The sequence below is a fragment of the Nostoc sp. PCC 7524 genome, assembly GCF_000316645.1.
Classification (GTDB): Bacteria; Cyanobacteriota; Cyanobacteriia; order Cyanobacteriales; family Nostocaceae; genus Trichormus.
The window spans coordinates 1,193,851-1,211,135 of the sequence record NC_019684.1 but is presented as its reverse complement, the minus strand read 5'-3'; the positions used below and the strand labels follow the sequence as shown (position 1 = coordinate 1,211,135).

Genomic DNA, 17,285 nt, shown 5'->3' with positions numbered 1-17,285 from the left:
TTTCTCGCACTGAAGCACCCTACATATTAGATGAGATATTTTTTGATTTGGAAGTAGCTAAATGTTTAAACAGTGCAATGCCACAGGAGAAAAGACAGTGAGTCAAAACAAATGCCTCTTGCACCAACTTTTGATTAGTTGTATTTTGAGTACCATCGTCAGCATATCTCAAGTTGCATTGGCAGGATATCAGCCACCCGATGATCAAAAACCCCCCAAAGATTCTTCCGATTCATCAGGGGTGAGGATGATGAAAAACCAATGATTTGCGAGTAGGGACTGGGGATTGGGGACTGGGTATTGGGGATAGGCTGTTGACTTTGATGAGATTTACCCATTTTTTATTCATACAGTTTTGGTGTCATCATTGATGAACCGAATTAAATGAGTAATGAGTAAATACCCATTACTTATTACTCATTACTCATTACTCATTACTTAAAGAAGGAAAGGATTAGGCATGAATTTTTAACCCCTGAAAAGGTACAAAGTCAACACCCTAGACTGGGGGAGACAAGGAAGTAGCAAAGAAAGGTCTTCTCGGCGATAAGATAAGACAGAGCTTGAAATTTAGCAGAACAAAGGCTAGAAAACTCTGTGCAGATCACATTTTTAGGGACAAGTTCCGGTGTACCCACAAGATCGCGTAATGTTTCCAGTGTTGCCCTAAGATTACCCCAAAGGGCTGAATTGTGGTTGTTCGACTGTGGTGAAGGCACTCAGCATCAACTGTTGCGGAGTGAACTAAAAATGAGCCAACTATCCCGGATTTTTATCACTCATATGCACGGCGACCACATTTTTGGCTTAATGGGGCTTCTGGCTAGTTGTGGTTTGGCTGGGAATGTAGACAGAGTTGATATCTATGGCCCAGCCGGATTAAATGACTATATCCAAGCAGCCTCACGTTACTCCCATACACATTTTTCCTATCCTATTAAAGTCCATGCCATTCGTCCGGGAGTGATCTACGAAGATGAAGAATTTACTGTTAGCTGTGGTCTTTTGCATCACCGCATCACAGCTTTTGGCTATCGCGTAGCGGAAAAAGACCGCACCGGACGCTTTGACGTGGAAAAAGCTCAAGCCTTACAAATTCCCCCAGGTCGGATTTACGGTCAACTTAAGCGTGGTGAAACTGTCACCCTGGCGGATGGCCGAGTCATCAATGGTCAGGAACTATGCGGCCCTACGGAAATTGGACGTAAGATTGCCTATTGTACAGACACAATTTATTGTGATGGTGCAGTAGAACTAGCCCAAGATGCGGATGTGCTAATTCACGAAGCAACTTTTGCCCATCAAGATGCAGATATGGCGTTTCAGAGGTTGCACTCAACAACTACAATGGCAGCACAAACAGCTTTAGCTGCTGGGACGCGTAAATTAATCATGACCCATTTCAGCCCTCGTTATGCTCCCGGTAATATATTAGATTTAAAAGATTTACTCAAAGAAGCCCGTGCTATCTTTCCTCGTACAGACATGGCTTATGATTTCATGACTTATGATGTGCCGAGACGACGAGAAAATAATTAAATATGGTCATTTGCATTGATTGTGGAACTGACTGGTTTAGGTAGGGAGTAGGGAATCAGCCTTTTTGATTTTTTAGGACTAAAGTCCTGACTACAAATCTTTAATTATTTACTTAATTTTGAATTTTGAATGCAAGGTTTTATTAATTTAAACAAGCCCTTTGGCTGGACTTCCCATGATTGTGTTGCCAAGGTGCGGAAACTGTTACGCCTGAAACGTATAGGACACGCCGGCACTTTAGATCCCGCCGCTATCGGTGTGTTACCTATCGCTGTTGGTAAGGCTACCAGATTATTACAATACCTACCAGGAGAGAAAGCTTATAACGCCACTATCCGCTTAGGAGTGCGGACTACAACGGATGATTTGCAAGGTGAAATCATCACTTCCCAACCTAGCCCAGAATTAGACTTGATAGAGGTAAAAACGGCATTAAGTCAATTTGTCGGCAAAATTGAGCAAATACCACCAAGTTACAGCGCCATTCAAGTAGAGGGAAAACGCCTGTATGATTTGGCGCGTCAAGGGGAAACAGTAGAAGTTCCAGCTAGAACGGTAGAAATTTTTAGTATAGAAATTTTAGATTGGCGCACAGGGGAATTTCCCGAATTAGATGTGGCGATCGCCTGTGGTAGTGGTACATATATTAGAGCGATCGCCCGTGATTTAGGTACTGTTTTAAATACTGGTGGTACTCTCGCCGCTTTAACCCGCACTCATAGCAGTGGCTTTAATTTAATTGATAGTCTTACCCTGAGTGATTTAGATACACAACTGCAATCTGGCACTTTTCAACCCATACCCCCTGATGCTGCTTTACAACATTTGCCATCAGTGAATTTACCAGACATATCTGCCGAGAAATGGTGTCAAGGACAGCGTATTCCTCTAACTCCCGAAATCTCTGGCAAAGTGCGAGTTTACCAAGCCGAAACCCGTTTTTTGGGAATTGGGGAATTACAAGAGGGTGTATTAATTCCCCAGATGGTGTTTGAACCGATTTCTTGAAGAAGGCAGGAGGCAGGAGGCAGGAGGCAGAAGGAGCAATTCAGCTATAGGATTCGACCCCTCCTGAATTGAAGCCACTGAATTCTGATTCAGTGGGGGTCTTAAACCCTGTCTTGAAAAGTTGCTCCTCTTGGGTAAAACCCAAGACCGCACTTTTCCCTTGCTCCCGACCGTCGCGGCAGGAGTCAGTTCGCGCAGCGTCCCGTAGGGAGGGCAGTTTCCCTCCTGCCTCCTGCCCTCTGCCTCCTGCCTCTCTTGATAAAATCTATTCCCATCACAGATATCAATTACACTACTCCCGTATATAGTGAAAAATGAAGTTTTTGGGAGTGAACAGTGGCGCGTAAACGCTTGATTATTGAAATGGGGATGGGAGTAGATCAGCATGGACAAGAGCCGACAGTAGCCGCAGCTAGAGCTGTACGGAATGCGATCGCTCATAATGCTTTACCTGGGGTGTGGGAGGTTGCAGGTTTAAGCGATCCCAATGAGATGATTGTAGAAGTCCAGGTAGCAGTACCCTATCCTGAACAAGTCAGAGAAGCAGAAGTCTTAGCTGTATTACCTTTTGGTCGCAAAAGTTTAACTGTAGAATCTGGGGGGATGGTAGTCCAAGGACGGGCTATAGCTTCCCTCAACGATAAAAATGATGAAATGTTAGTGGCGATCGCATCTGTTACAGTCTTCATCGAAACGACTTAAAATTTGATTTGCGGCTGCCAAATTTTAATGGTTTTGTCTTTACTACTACTGACTAAGATTGGCTTTGATGGGTTAGTAGCGATCGCTAACACCCAGTCAGAATGACCAGAAAGGGTATGCAGCAATTTACCCGTTTGCATATCCCAAATTTTCACATGATTGTCAAGACTGCCACTGGCTAGGGTTTTTCCATCAATACCCAAACTCAGAGTTACCACCCGTGAGGTATGTCCGGTTAAAGTGCGGCGGAGTTCGCCTGTGTCTGGATTCCAGATTTTAATTGTCTGATCCCAACTAGCACTGACAAGTGTCTTACCGTCGCGGCTAAAAATCACCGATCTGACCGCATCCTGATGTTGTGCGATCGCACACAGCAGTTTACCTGTCTGCAAGTCCCAAATTTTGATAGTTTTGTCAATGCCTCCAGTAGCAACAGTTTTGCCATCAGGACTGATAGCTACAGAAAACACCCGACCTGCATGGGCTTTAATTGTGTGGAGGATTTTGCCTGTGTATAAGTTCCAAACTTTAATGCTGCCATCTTCACTACCGCTAACCATTATCTGTCCATCATGGCTGATAGCAACTGACCAAACAGGGCCAGAATCAGTAGTGAGTGTTGTCATCAGCTCACCAGTCTGAAAATTCCAAATTTTAATCGTTTTATCCCCACTCCCACTGACCAGAGTCTGCCCATCGGCGCTGAGAGCTATTGTCCTCACAATATCTGTATGTCCCTCAAGTGTGCGTATAACCTGGCTAGTCTTGAGATTCCACACCTTAATAGTTTTATCTGCACTAGCACTAACCAAAGTTTGTCCGTTGTTGCTGAGAACAACAGACCACACAGAATCTGTATGAGCAGCTAGCGTTTTGGTAAGAGTGAGATTTTTAGTATATGAAGCAGGATTTTGGCGAGGGATAGGATTGGTAACTTGTGGGGCTGTAGGCGCAAAAGGTGCGACTTTCAAAACATAGTAGCTCACAAATATGGCAGCGAATATCAAAGCATTGCTTAAGATCATCCCCAATATAAAAGCCAATTTCCCAGGTAAGGAAATCATAGCTTTTTGGCTAGCTCTGAAGCGAGTTTTAGCTAAGAGTATCTGTTGATAATCTTCTGCTGACGGCATGGTAGACACAGAAAAAGCCTGTATCGATGGCTTGACTAACTCTTTCCCATGCCCCAAAACTCCATTTCCTTGTGGGTGGAATTTGTCATCTCTGCTAGCAGAAAAGAAATCCCGATCAGAAATTGCCCTGTCTTGTATTTTCTCCTCAACCGCAAAGACAAACAAATTCAGCAATTCTCCTTGCTGAAGGGCAATCTGGCTTTGCTCAATCATCTCTTGAGGAATCTTCACCCCAGTCCGAGCAGGTTGATAACTCCACAAGTCAGGCATAACGATGCTTTCTAAAGACGCTGGGGGGTTTTGCCTGTCTATCAGCCTGACTGGCCCGGTGCATAAGCAAATACAAATATTTTCTAGTTGAAACGGCTGGAGTTTACCTGCTAAATAATAACAAAGGAAGTAGGGAACATCACTGCGACCAAAGTCATCTAGTCCGTCGTTGTATAACCAACCAAACAAACTCTGTTGTGGCGTGAGCTGATAGAGATAAGCAGCTCTGTACCCAGCACTGGGTGGATTATAGGAATCCCAATACTGATAAACGATCTGTTCGATGAAGGCTTGCTGAATTTCCGGGGGAACATCTTTACTCACCACGGTTCTAAATCCCACGACAGGAAAGCTGGTATGTACAAGTTGGGCTATGAGCAAAGAGTCCATACTAATCTGGAAAAACCTATGGGGTATTAGTTAGCAACATCATTTTCAGCAGTAAAGTTTAGTGTTTGTTCTGTTGTCGGCGTTTGTTGGGGAACAGGTTTAAATATATTGAAGGCAAAGAACAGTGAAGCGATCGCCCCTAGTAAACTCACACTGACTAAATACATGATTAAAATAGACCTGTGAGTTGTTAGAGGAAATCCCTGACTATGAGGTAAGTTCTGGCTTGATTGACTCGCCAAACTTGCTGGTGCTGAGGAATTTTGCGAATTATTGATTTGTGACAGCAGCCAGAGAAGTGGATTAGCCGCACCTTTAGCCCTGAGACGGGAAACACCTTCTAGAGAAACAATTGGTATAGCAGAATAGAAGATTTGCTGCGTAGTTTTTACAGTATCAAGATAGGCAGTTAAAGGCTGCAACTTTTGCTCAATTTGTAGCCGGGTAGCTGGATTTAGTTCCAGTAAATCGCATTTAGTCAAAATCAAGGCAAAACTATATTGCAAATTATACTTGTAACTCACAGAGGCGATCGCCGCTACTTGGTTGTAAATGTCTTCAATTACCCGTGGATAATCTTGATCATTAATTAAAGCATAGGCATTAATAAATACACAGCAACCATTGGAATTGAAGATCATGTCTTGAAATTCCGGATTGTGAATATTACAGAACTCGCCGGGAATATCCCACCAGCGAAAATGACATACTGTTTCGCTGCTCGATAGGGTTTGACGTTTTAAACTAAAGTTAAAGTTAGTGATTTTAATCGTGGGGGGTGGATATGAACCAGTACGCGCCACATGGTTTTTAATCTTTTCCAGGTTGGCTTGCACATCACTATCTTGGCAATCGAACCACAACTGCTGAGTATTGTCTGAGTTACTATCAGAATTTAATTCTGCATAGCTACCAGCGAGAAAAACCGTTTTGCCTACTCCTCGTTGACCAATACTTAACAGACTAAAAGTTTTTGGGGTTGTTGTTGGTAATAAATTCATATCATCATTTTTGTAATAATTCGGCGCTAATTTGCTGGGATATAAAAATCTTAAATAATTTTTGAACATTCACGAAACACTAATAGCTGTTGTGACAACGAGGATTGATGTTAGATACATCTTGAGTATGCGGTTTTGCGGAATGTTAAATAAATTTTGTTTCACGCATTCGCCGCCTTGCGTTCTCGCAGAGTACGCGCAAAAAGAAAACACTTTCAGTAGAGACGCAATTCATCACCTCTTCCCAGACTTCTCTCAATATACAAGGGTGCGATCGCTTTCAGCACTGCATTGGGAAAATAGCTCAAGGTGATTTTAATCAGCAAAAAGGTATATTGCTTTCTCATTTTGCTTAAATGCTTTCTAATTTCAGTAAATCCCGTATTCATTTCAGTAAATTCAGCAAGCAAACGGCAGTTTGTTGGCTCATTTTGCTTAAATGCTTTCTAATTTCAGTAGATTTAGCAAACAAACGGCAGTTTGTTTTGTCATTTGGGTTAAATGCTTTCTCTTTTCAGTAGATTGCCCATTCATGAAAAATATCGCAGTGTAGCAAAAACCATTGCAAATTTGCCAAAATCCTCTCAAGCCGATCAATACGGAAGTTTTTTAAGGTAAAGAATGTTAACCGTATTCTATTACAAGGTGTATATCATGGCTCGTAGGAAAAGAACTTCTCCAGTGTTACAAAAAGCAGTGCGCCGTGTGGCTGGGATGAACTCAATTAACCCAAATTTAGATTTAGGTAATGGACTGACTATACCTGCCTTCTCAACTCTCATAGAACAGATGCGAACTAAGGAGAACGCATACAATAGTGCGCTTTCTCACCTGGATAAGTTGTACCGAGAAATGCTAGACACAGAGCGCGAGTTAGCAGATATGGCAGAGCATATGCTGTTGGGAGTTGCGACTCGATATGGCAAAAGCAGTGTAGAATACGGCATGGCGGGAGGAGTTCCAAAAAACCAGCGCCGCAAGGGACTGCGAGGGAATTCACCAAATCTGAGTTCTGAGCAACCGTCAATTGTTGCCAGTATGAATGGTATTCAGAATGGAAGCAAGGCAACACTGATAACTTAATATATGCTATGTGCTACAAGCCCTTATTTTTTGTTGTCACCGGTAAATATTAATAAGGCTGAGTGCAATACTGATTCAGTCGCTTGACAAGTACATCCGACTCTTTACCGACAGTTGTAGCAGTTTTTGTCAGTACGGTATCAATTTCTTTTCTAGCTTTTTGTAGTTTTTCTCTGCCAGATGGTGATGCGTCAGCTGCTTTAGCTGCTGCTAAAGCATTAGACGCTTTTGCGATCGCCTGACTTAAATTTTGGAACACCCGCTTAAAACCGTCTTGCAAATCCTGCAAATTAGGATCAGATAAGTTGAGTTGCCCTAAAGATATAGTAATCGCTTCCAAATCTTTAGACAGTTGCCAGGTTGTGATCACCTGCTGTCCTTTATTTTGCTCAATGAGAGCATTGCCTTCATTCACTACTTGAATTAGTCGCTGACACTGAGAAGCTCTATCTTCCGTACAACCAGTAGCCAACAAAACAATGCTCAAACTAACAGGAGCAATAACAGTATATTTACGCCACACAGTGATTAACACTCCACCACCACTAAATCCCAAACAATAGTAGCGAATAATTTTAATATTTTAGTCAATCGAAGGCAGGAGGCAGGAGGAGGAAAAAGCCACCCACAAGGGGTGGGGCTTCAACCCTTACTCCCTTCTCTTCGAGACGCTCCGCGAAGGGTCGTGGCAGAGGGCAGGAATCAGAATTCCCTTCTGCCTAGCCTTGCGGCAACGCTTCCGCGAACTGCCTCCTGCCCTCTGCCTTTCTTGCTAAATCTTCCCTGTCCCCTGTCCCTATTTTCAAGACAGATGAAGTAGAATTAATTGGGGGAATTTTGGTATATAGCATAACCAAATCTTATGGAAACCACAAAGCGCAAAATTTGTCAGCTAGAGGCGACTCAGGAATGGTTGTGTTTAGATTCAATTGCATATATTGCAGAGTGCTTAGAAGCTTGTAGTGCTGCGGATATGGTTGCTGATCTGAGGGAAATCTTTCCGCGTCAAGCATTGACAGTAGCAAGTGTGCAAGTTTGCGAATTACAGAGAAAGCGCATTCAGAAGTGGCTGAAAGAACTGAATAGGGAAGGTGAGAACATAGGTGAACCCCCCCAAGTTTTTCATAATGCTTAAGTGACGCTTAGTGGTAGAGGCGATCGCCTGAGTATATTTTTATTATTTTGCAGCTTAATTACGAATTTTTCTTGGCATAGCCTAATTGCCAATTTTGCGATTGCTTTAATTCATTTAACTTGCCTTGAATAATCAGATTCAAAGCAATCCTAGTATTTAAATAACCTTTGAGTAAATAATGTTCTGGTTTAGCAGTAACACCAGCGATAACAGACTGATTAGTACGTTTTATTGCTCCACAGCGAGTATTTTCTCCTGGTAAATTGAGCGTAAATAGATAATCATGTCTATATTCTTGAGGAATCATAAATACAGCATAAACATGATGTTGACCCAGCCAAGGCTTAACTACTATTTTTTCTGGTTTAGTATAATATTTAACTCCTTGGATTTTAGGAAAACCCCAAGAAGACTGACAAAGTACAATAGGCGATCGCTCGACTTGATCTAAGAAATACGACATACCCAGAATACTCACTAAGCTCAGTGCAAATAAGAGCAAAAATCGTGATTTTAGTGATTTCTTTCGCACTTGTTTGACCATAGACGACTTGATTTTGCTATTTTAGCTAGCTCAACAATAAAGCGATCGCAGTTTTTTGGTTGCATATTTCATCTAGCTATACTTTCGTAAACACCAGCATTAAGCCGAAATTCTTACTACCTAACTTGTATAAGATACTCGTGATATTTTAAGTATTAAACACAAGCAGAGTTGAAAGCTGCAATTGCAGCAGCACAAAAGTTTATAGCAGGATAGAGAATCACACATGGCAAAGATAGCACTGCTAATTGGGGTGAGTGAATATGAGCCTGGGCTGAATCCACTGCCGGCTGCTGTTAACGATACTGAGGCAATACGGCAAGTCCTAGCACACTCAGAAATTGGTGGCTTTGATGAGGCCAATATCACAGTGCTAAAAAATCCCCAGCGCCAGGAAATGGAAGAAGCCATTGAGCATTTATTTGCAGGTCGTCAAAAAGATGACCTGTTACTATTCTTTTTCTCTGGTCACGGTATTAAAGACGACACAGGTAGGCTGTATTTAGCAACCCGCACTACACGCAAAACGCCCAAAGGAGACCTAATTCGTTCATCCGCAGTTGCAGCTAGTTTTGTCCATGAAAGTATGAGCCGCAGCCGTTCTAAGCGGCAAATAGTGATTTTAGACAGTTGTTTTAGTGGTGCTTTTGCTGAGGGTTTATCAGCTAAGGATGATGGTACTTTAAATATCCGGGAACAGTTAGGCGGTGAAGGACGGGCTATTCTGACTTCATCTAGTTCAACTCAATATTCCTTTGAGCAGCAAGGATCAGACATCTCCATTTACACCCGTTATCTACTTGAGGGAATTACAACTGGCGCAGCAGACAATGATGGGGATGAGTTTATTTCCATCGATGAGTTGCATGATTACGCTAGCAACAAAGTCAGAGAAATCCAGCCAGCAATGAAACCAGAAATCTATGCCATTAGAGAAGGCTTTAAGATTCGGCTGGCAAAAGTGCCTCCTGGTGATCCCACACAAAAGTATCGCAAAGAAGTGGCGCGATATATTAAGCGTGGTGCAATTTCTTTTATCGGTCGCCAAACATTAGATATATTGAAAAGTCGTTTGGGACTTTCTGAACTAGAAGCAACTAAAATAGAAGATGAAATTTTGGCAGTTGCTCGCCTAGAATTTCGAGAGAAATTACAGCAATACGAGCAAGCTTTTACCAATGCAATGCGGCAAGAAGTAGCCCCTAGTGAAGAAGAGATTAATGAGTTACGACAAAATATTCAGCAAATTTTGGGATTGAGAAATGAAGATACCATGCCAATTGAGGCACAAATTAAAACAAAGCTTGAAGCTTACAAGCAGCACCTACAACAATACGAACAGGCGTTAACACAAGCTATGCGACAGGAGTTTCCTCTCAGCCAAGAGACTCGCTATCGGTTGCAGCAGATGCAGCAGCAATGGCAACTTACTAATGATGATTTAACTAAAATTGATAGGCGCGTGGCTGCTGCAATAGAAGTATATCGGCAAAATTTACGGCAGTATGAACAGATATTTACTACATCAACACAGCAAGAATATCCTTTGAGTACAGCGAAGCGAAATGAATTGCGACAGCAGCAACAAAATTTAGGTTTAACAACTGAAGATATTGCTGCTATTGAAACCCGAATTATAGCTGATATTGAAGCGTACCGACAAAAGTTACAGCAGTATCGGCAAGCCGTGACTCAAGCAATTCAATATGAGTATCCACTAACAGAAGAAGTGCGTGAGGAATTAAGGCGACTTCAGCAAATTTTAGAACTTGGCGATGAAGAAGTAGCTCCAATTGAAGAAAAAGTTGTTCGGCAAAAAGGGCAAAGGCAAGATCTAACTCAGGAAAATATAATTTCTAAAGCTATAAAGGGCAATAAAACTCAAGTAATTCACACCCAGCTTTTCAGAATCGTGCCTGTAATATTGGTGGGCGCAGCTGGGCTACTAGGATATTGGTTTAGATCTCAATTGTCAGTTGTAACTCCGCCTACAACTTTAGTACCAGCGAATACCCCCACACCTCAGCAGACAAGATCACTCAATAACCTTGCGCCTGGATGGGTGATTAAAACCAATAGCGAAATTATTTTGACTAATCAGCAAAAGTTACCCTCCAATACCTTTTTAGAAGTTTCAGAGCAAAAATCTAACCCCCAAACTGCTGGAGATTATGACCTAACTTTGAGAGTGTGTAGCAATCAACAGTCATCCAAACCTGTATTAGAAAAAAAAGTTACGACAAAATTATCTCAACTCAAACGCTGGCAAATTTCTGTTTTACAGCCAAATGAAGATAGCCCTTGTCATGATTTTGATATACTACTTCCTCCTGTAACAACCCCATCCAGAAAATCAGGTTCATGGGATGATCAACACAAAAACCCATCTCTATCGGATATAGAACCTACTATAGTACCTATTCCATATATACAATCTACGCCTTTACCCAGCCCAACTTCCACACCCTAGTAAAAGTGGTTGGAACTATTTTTCCAATTATTCTTTAGCTTTTTTACTGATTATTTTTAAGCAGACAATGGGAAGATTACTAAATGTGAAAACTTATACATAATTACGGTAGCGATCGCCTTGATTTCGCTGTGTTAGCTAGTTTTACAAAACTGCGATCGCAGTTTGATTATTATTCATTTCAAGTTATCTGGAAAACCTGAAATTACAGACTTTATTTCTGTACTATTTCAATAATTTTATTAATCACCTCTATTAACTTTTCCGATTTAAGCTGACCTGTTTTATATAAAATGATTTGCTTATCAGCAGTAAAAATACGATTTGGTCTGATATTGCTCGTCTGCTTTAAAGAACCAGAGATAAAATCGCTATTATCCAGTTGGATAGCATAAATATCTTTCACAAATTGGCTAGTAATTTGACAAAGCATTATATCATCGCCCGGAAATGTAGCAATAACTAAAGTAGGTCTGCGTTTTGTTTGCGTTAAGTCTGAAAATGGAAATGGAACAATCACAACATCGCCTTTTACAAATCCTGCCATGCGGCTTCTTCCTCTGGACTTAACCAATCTTTTTGTAAAGATGATTCACTCATAATAGTGATTTCTCTTATATCCTGTTGCTGATGCTTGGTTTGCAAAAACTGAACAAAATCTAAAACCTCTTGCAACAGTGGTTCAGGTAGTTTTTCTATTTCTTGTGTAATTTTTTCTTTGAGCATCATGTTCTGGAGTAGATTGAGTTTCCTACATTCATCATAAACAGTAAAACTATAGCGGTTCCCACACTCATCCTACACAGCAGACAATGGGAAGATTACTAAATGTGAAAACTTATACATAATTACGGTAGCGATCGCTTGTTGATTGTTAGATTAACAAAGAATATCTACAATCAAGCAAGTTAGCGGCAATCAACAATGGTATCTACTACTGCACGCTTCTCGGATGTCCAAAACCATTGGGCGCGTCCGTTTATTGAAGCCTTGGCGGAAAGACGCATTTTGAATGGCTATCCTAACGGTACTTTTCGCCCGGATAACTCAGTCACCCGTGCTGAGTTTGCAGCTATAGTTGCAGCTGTCTTTAACGTTGCAGTTAAGCGTCCTTATATCCCCTTTAGTGATGTTCCGGCTAATCACTGGGCGGCTGGTGCAATTAAAAAAGCTTACGAAACAGGATTTTTAACTGGCTACCCCAATAAAACTTTCGGACTCAATAACAAAATTGCTCGTGGTGATGTTTTAGTCGCCATAGTCAATGGCTTAGAAATTGCCACTAAGATTAAACCTGATTTATTAGACAAATTACCGCAAATCTATCAAGATACAACTAATATTCCTGGTTATGGTAGAAATCAAATTGCGATCGCTACCAGTGCAGGTTTAGTCTCTAGTTTTCCCAACATCAAGTTACTCAACTACAATGTTTCAGCTACTCGTGGCGATGTTGCTGCCATAGTCTATCAAGCTTTAGTTTATCTCGGTAATGCACCCAAGATTAACTCTGTATATTTGGTAGTTCCGCCCATCACTCGCCCCAGAACTGTCAAAGTCAGTCACCAACGAGAGTTTCGGGGCGCATGGATAACGACAGTATGGAATAGTGATTGGCCATCCAAAACCGGATTAACTACCGCTCAACAGCAAGCGGAACTGGTAGAGATTATCCAAAAATTACAAGAACTGAATTTTAACGCTTTAATTTTACAAGTCCGCCCAGAAGGCGATGCTTTGTATGCTTCCCCTATTGAACCTTGGAGTGCTTGGTTAACAGGAACTCAAGGTAAAGCCCCAGAACCATTTTATGATCCCTTAGAGTTTGCGATCGCTGAAGCCCACAAACGCAACATAGAAGTTCACGCTTGGTTTAACCCTTACCGCGCCAAAACAAGCATCAAAGGCGCTCCCAATGTTCGTCCCCACATAGCTCTAACCAATCCAGAGGTAGTTTATCAATGGGGTAATCAGTTATGGATGGACCCAGGAGTAAAAATCGTTCAAGATAGAGCCTATAACGTGATCATCGATGTTGTCCGTCGCTACAATATTGATGCTATTCACCTCGATGATTATTTTTATCCCTATCCCATCCAAGGCCAATCTTTCCCTGATAACAAAACCTACGCTGCTTATCAAGCCGCAGGTGGAAAACTGAGTTTAGCAGATTGGCGACGAGAAAATGTCAATCAAATGGTGCTACGTCTATCTCAGGGAATTAAAGCCACCAAGTCCCATGTCAGATTCGGGATTAGTCCCTTCGGTATTTATCGCCCAGGACAACCACCCGGAATTACCGGCTTAGATGCCTACAATGTGCTGTATGCTGATGCGAAAAAATGGTTAGAACAAGGCTGGATTGATTATATCGCTCCGCAACTATATTGGCGCACAGACCAAACTCGACAAAGTTACCCTGTGTTGCTGAAATGGTGGACAGAAATTAATCCCCAGCGACGACACATTTATGCAGGTAATAACATTGGGCAGTTAGACGGTAAAGCCTGGAAAGATGAAGAGATAGAAAAACAAGTGAGATTTAGCCGCAACCTGATTAAAGATTTATCACTAGGGAATATCTTCTTCAGCATGAGTTCCATTAGTGAAAATCGTCAAGGTATTGCTGACAAGTTTAAAGGCTCACTGTACTCCACACCTGCCATAGTCCCTGCCATGTCTTGGCAAAATCAATCCGCACCACCCCCACCCAAAGAACTACAAGTCAACAACAGCAGACTCAGTTGGCAACCCGGTGATAATCAGCCGGTACGTTCTTGGACTTTGTATCGTCAAACTGGTGAGACTTGGAGACTACAAAGAATTTTGTCTGCTGGTACAACTTTCGCCACAGTACAACCAGGAACTTATGCTGTGTGTGCTGTGGATAGATTAGCGAATGAAAGTGAGGGTGTAGTGATTACGGTGAGTTAGGGATTGGGGACTGGGGATTGGGAAATACATCTATATATATAGATGTGATGTTCTTGGAAGTTCTCATTTACAGCAAATGTAACCGGAAAATCCAACCTACACCCCTACACCCTACACCCTACACCCTACACCCACTCCCTACTCCCTACTCCCCGAACACTCAAATAGATGTAAACCCAGTCGCTGGGAAAGTTCTTCACACACTTTTACCCCTCTGACACTATTTCCTCTGATATCCAAGGGGGGTGAAAATACTGCAATGCCCATCTGATGGGGGACGACAGCCATAATGCCGCCACAAACACCACTTTTGGCGGGAATACCAACTTTGTAAGCCCACTCACCGGCAAAGTTATACATCCCGCAGGTGTACATGACGCTGAGAATATCTTTGATATAACTTTTATCTACGGCTTGTTCACCGGTTATGGGGTTGATACCTTTATTAGCTAAAGTAGCTGCCATCACTGCCAAGTCACGGCAGTTTACCATGACAGCGCATTGTTGAAAATAGAGGTCTAAGGCTTCTTCAATATTTTGGTTAATCATGCCAAAGTTAAGCATCAAGTGCGCCATTGCCCGGTTGCGATGTCCTGTGCTACGTTCCGACGTAAAGACGGAAATATCTACAAATACATCATGACCAATATAGCGCCGGAACATATCCAGTAAGCGATTCAGGCGTTCTGTTGCTCCAGAACCTTTGATTAAACTGGTAGTGGCGATCGCTCCTGCGTTTACCATTGGGTTATAAGGTCGCTTTGATTGCTCATCCAGGATAATCGCATTAAATGCTTCCCCCGTTGGCTCTACACCAACCCTAGTCAATACATAATCTCGTCCATGATCTTCTAAGGCGAGTCCATAGGCAAACACCTTAGAAATTGACTGGATCGTAAATAACTGTTGATAATCCCCAACTTCGTAAACTTGACCATCTACGGTCACAATACAAATACTAAATAAATCTGGGTTGACTTTTGCCAGTTCTGGTATGTAGTTCGCTACTATCCCTTCCTTCAATGACTTGTATTGACTATGCAAGTCGTTAATTACGGTTAACAGCGAGGACGGAACTATTTCTAAATCTCCTTGATTTTCTGTGTCTACCATGAAGCTAATAGCTTGATTTCGTTTAAATTACAGATTGAATGTTAAATTTGATACTTTACAAAAATCAGCTACACACGTTGATGAATCATTTTCTGTTTTTTTACGATTCTTTTCATTTTGTCTGATCACAACATCCGTTACAGTAAAACACACTTTTTTTTACTCATGATTACTGTAATTTGTTGTCACTGATATCACATCTTTTATTTAATTTGAAAGTATTATTACATATTCTGGCGCATCAAAAATATATAAATGCAGATCACCAGTTCTAGTTGCCATCAAAAATATTATGGCTAGGAGGATTGCTATAGCTGCTTTTTTAGATATTATGAAAATAATATAAACTAAATTAAAATCAGTAAATTTATTGTTGCTTTCTTGTATTATATTAGATTATTATAAATTGTATTGAAAAAAGTTATCTGTCATAAAAAATACATATTTTCTTGGAATAATTACTGAAAAATATTATCTTCATCTCAGCATTTTAAAATCCGGAAATTGTTAAGTTTTGATAAGAAAATGTTAGTAGATCGAAAAAAACGTTACATAGGTGAAATCCGCATTTGAACAAGGTTTTGCCCCTGTGATCAAAACGTGAATTTGGAAAACATGGCATTTCCTACGCTAAAACCCTGATCCCCAAGCTCAGAAGTTCATGTTAGTCTGTTGCAGTCACAAGCAGAAAAGTGAAAACGGAACGAGTTCGTATTTTAGGAGCCAGCCACTAACAAGTGACATAAGCTCCTAGACCTTTGGAAACTGCTGTTCTACAGTCGCTTTAAAATTCGGACGCATGAATCAAAGACATTTGTGGACTATTGTTGCCCTGTCTCTGACTGTGTTGGGGACACCCTCAATTGGTCGGACTCAGACTACTAAAGAAACTACACTAGCTGCCCAAAAAACACCAGCTAGTAATGTACAGAAAGTAGGAGAGTTTAATTCCTCAGCAGGGAAAAGAACCTCTAATGCTGTGATTACCAGCATTCATCCTCACAACGTTGGAGGCAAAAGGGCAGCAACCCTGTATATCCGGAATATTCCAGTTCTCACCTTTTTGAGTTCCAAGCCAGTTGCCAGTGCTGAGAAGAAAGTAGGTGTTATAGGAGATGAAGAGGGCGTGCAGTCGTACGCCCTTATTGCTGATAACCCAGTTCAGGTAGCGAGCGTAGGAAATCTAGCAGGTGTCAAGAAGCAACCTGGCTTACAACAAGATGATCCAGTTCATCGAGCAGGTTTAGTAGCAGCCAGGATCAACCAGATGATCCGGGACAATGTGAACGCCGAGAAAATAAGCGTTAGTTGGAAGGGAGAAGGCGAGTCTGTAGTTGCCAATCAATCCCAAAATAAAGGTGTTTCTGTCCAACAACAGTCAGGCGATCGCTACACCATTAAGATTAACAGCCAAGAGTTGGTAGAAATCAATCAAAATACTCGCCTGGCAGATAGCACCAATAACCTAGCTAAAGACGCATTGCAAGCAACAAACCGACTGCGGAGACTTATCGGCAATGCGTCTCCCATCAGTGAGATTGCTAACTTACCATCTCGCGCCAAGTCATCACCATCCATCGCCAATTTGCCGCAACGAATTGCGAGTACATTTAGACTGAATTTTAGAGGCATAGCTTCCTTTTACGGGCGCGGTTTCGCTGGCAGACCTACTGCTACTGGTGAACGGTTTAATCCCGAAGCCATGACTGCCGCCCATCGCAGCTTACCCTTCGGCACACGGGTTCGTGTCACCAATACCCGCAACGGTCGTTCTGTGGTAGTGCGAATCAACGACCGGGGGCCATACATTCGGGGTCGGATTATTGATGTATCAACAGGTGCAGCCAGAATGTTGGGCATGATCGGTAGTGGTATTGCACCAGTGAAGATTGAAGTGTTAGGTCGATAATTATTAGGGACTGGGGACTAGGGACTAGGGAAAAAGAACTGGGGAAAAGAAAGT

17 protein-coding genes are annotated in these 17,285 nt (G+C 41.9%); 9 read left to right on the top strand and 8 right to left on the bottom strand.

Features of this window, described 5'->3' with window-relative positions; genetic code table 11:
• Positions 1-97 precede the first annotated feature (97 nt).
• The 4 genes from NOS7524_RS29850 to NOS7524_RS05040 all read left to right on the top strand — a co-directional run bounded on the left by NOS7524_RS29850 (position 98) and on the right by NOS7524_RS05040 (position 3,249).
• Positions 98-265: a hypothetical protein gene (locus NOS7524_RS29850; protein WP_171815349.1), complete on the top strand. Its 168-nt coding sequence runs from the start codon at positions 98-100 to the stop codon at positions 263-265.
• Between the two features lie 332 nt (positions 266-597).
• Entirely contained in the window at positions 598-1,539 is a 942-nt protein-coding gene (locus tag NOS7524_RS05050) for a ribonuclease Z (RefSeq protein ID WP_015137394.1), read from the top strand.
• 129 nt (positions 1,540-1,668) lie between these two features.
• Positions 1,669-2,547 carry a tRNA pseudouridine(55) synthase TruB gene (gene truB / locus NOS7524_RS05045; RefSeq protein WP_015137393.1) on the top strand — a complete coding sequence of 293 codons (879 nt, stop codon included), beginning with the start codon at positions 1,669-1,671 and terminating at the stop codon, positions 2,545-2,547.
• A gap of 336 nt (positions 2,548-2,883) precedes the next feature.
• Complete coding sequence (locus NOS7524_RS05040; RefSeq protein ID WP_015137392.1) at positions 2,884-3,249, top strand: Lin0512 family protein; 366 nt, start codon at positions 2,884-2,886, stop codon at positions 3,247-3,249.
• Here NOS7524_RS05040 and NOS7524_RS05035 read toward each other — a convergent pair.
• From NOS7524_RS05035 to NOS7524_RS30910, 3 genes are all read right to left on the bottom strand, one after another.
• Entirely contained in the window at positions 3,246-5,042 is a 1,797-nt protein-coding gene (locus NOS7524_RS05035) for a WD40 repeat domain-containing protein (RefSeq protein ID WP_015137391.1), read from the bottom strand. The two genes, NOS7524_RS05040 and NOS7524_RS05035, sit on opposite strands and share 4 nt — an antisense overlap.
• Before the next feature lie 26 nt (positions 5,043-5,068).
• Entirely contained in the window at positions 5,069-6,043 is a 975-nt protein-coding gene (locus NOS7524_RS05030) for a hypothetical protein (protein ID WP_051039224.1), read from the bottom strand.
• 215 nt (positions 6,044-6,258) lie between these two features.
• Positions 6,259-6,390 carry a hypothetical protein gene (locus tag NOS7524_RS30910; RefSeq protein WP_268741985.1) on the bottom strand — a complete coding sequence of 44 codons (132 nt, stop codon included), beginning with the start codon at positions 6,388-6,390 and terminating at the stop codon, positions 6,259-6,261.
• Positions 6,391-6,697: 307 nt separating this feature from the next.
• Between NOS7524_RS30910 and NOS7524_RS05020 the strand changes: the two genes are divergently transcribed.
• Positions 6,698-7,126, top strand: coding sequence for a hypothetical protein (locus tag NOS7524_RS05020; RefSeq protein WP_015137389.1), 429 nt, complete (start codon positions 6,698-6,700; stop codon positions 7,124-7,126).
• Between the two features lie 49 nt (positions 7,127-7,175).
• Here NOS7524_RS05020 and NOS7524_RS05015 read toward each other — a convergent pair whose 3' ends face one another.
• Positions 7,176-7,655 carry a hypothetical protein gene (locus tag NOS7524_RS05015; protein WP_171815405.1) on the bottom strand — a complete coding sequence of 160 codons (480 nt, stop codon included), beginning with the start codon at positions 7,653-7,655 and terminating at the stop codon, positions 7,176-7,178.
• Positions 7,656-7,988: 333 nt separating this feature from the next.
• Between NOS7524_RS05015 and NOS7524_RS05010 the strand changes: the two genes are divergently transcribed.
• Positions 7,989-8,261: a hypothetical protein gene (locus NOS7524_RS05010; protein ID WP_015137387.1), complete on the top strand. Its 273-nt coding sequence runs from the start codon at positions 7,989-7,991 to the stop codon at positions 8,259-8,261.
• Positions 8,262-8,319: 58 nt separating this feature from the next.
• Here the strand turns inward: NOS7524_RS05010 and NOS7524_RS05005 are convergent, their stop codons facing one another.
• A complete protein-coding gene (locus tag NOS7524_RS05005) occupies positions 8,320-8,724 on the bottom strand; it encodes a hypothetical protein (RefSeq protein ID WP_235622398.1) in 405 nt (134 codons plus the stop codon).
• Between the two features lie 307 nt (positions 8,725-9,031).
• Between NOS7524_RS05005 and NOS7524_RS27735 the strand changes: the two genes are divergently transcribed.
• Entirely contained in the window at positions 9,032-11,275 is a 2,244-nt protein-coding gene (locus NOS7524_RS27735) for a caspase, EACC1-associated type (RefSeq protein ID WP_015137385.1), read from the top strand.
• 214 nt (positions 11,276-11,489) lie between these two features.
• On the opposite strand, the gene NOS7524_RS04995 is transcribed toward NOS7524_RS27735, so the two are convergent.
• Both NOS7524_RS04995 and NOS7524_RS04990 read right to left on the bottom strand, forming a co-directional pair.
• On the bottom strand, positions 11,490-11,822 hold the full coding sequence (locus NOS7524_RS04995) for a type II toxin-antitoxin system PemK/MazF family toxin (RefSeq protein WP_015137384.1): 333 nt from the start codon (positions 11,820-11,822) through the stop codon (positions 11,490-11,492).
• Positions 11,807-12,004, bottom strand: a complete 198-nt coding sequence (locus tag NOS7524_RS04990; protein WP_015137383.1) for a DUF2281 domain-containing protein — start codon at positions 12,002-12,004, stop codon at positions 11,807-11,809. The genes NOS7524_RS04995 and NOS7524_RS04990 overlap by 16 nt, the downstream gene beginning before the upstream one ends.
• A 195-nt stretch (positions 12,005-12,199) precedes the next feature.
• Here NOS7524_RS04990 and NOS7524_RS04985 point away from each other — a divergent pair, with 195 nt between their 5' ends.
• A complete protein-coding gene (locus NOS7524_RS04985; protein WP_015137382.1) occupies positions 12,200-14,209 on the top strand; it encodes a glycoside hydrolase family 10 protein in 2,010 nt (669 codons plus the stop codon).
• Between the two features lie 138 nt (positions 14,210-14,347).
• Here NOS7524_RS04985 and glsA read toward each other — a convergent pair whose 3' ends face one another.
• Positions 14,348-15,322: a glutaminase A gene (gene glsA / locus NOS7524_RS04980; RefSeq protein WP_015137381.1), complete on the bottom strand. Its 975-nt coding sequence runs from the start codon at positions 15,320-15,322 to the stop codon at positions 14,348-14,350.
• Between the two features lie 799 nt (positions 15,323-16,121).
• On the opposite strand from glsA, the gene NOS7524_RS04975 reads away from it, so the two are divergent.
• The gene (locus NOS7524_RS04975; RefSeq protein ID WP_015137380.1) at positions 16,122-17,231 is read left to right on the top strand and encodes a septal ring lytic transglycosylase RlpA family protein; all 1,110 of its coding nucleotides are present in this window, start codon (positions 16,122-16,124) and stop codon (positions 17,229-17,231) included.
• The last annotated feature ends 54 nt before the right edge of the window (positions 17,232-17,285 follow it).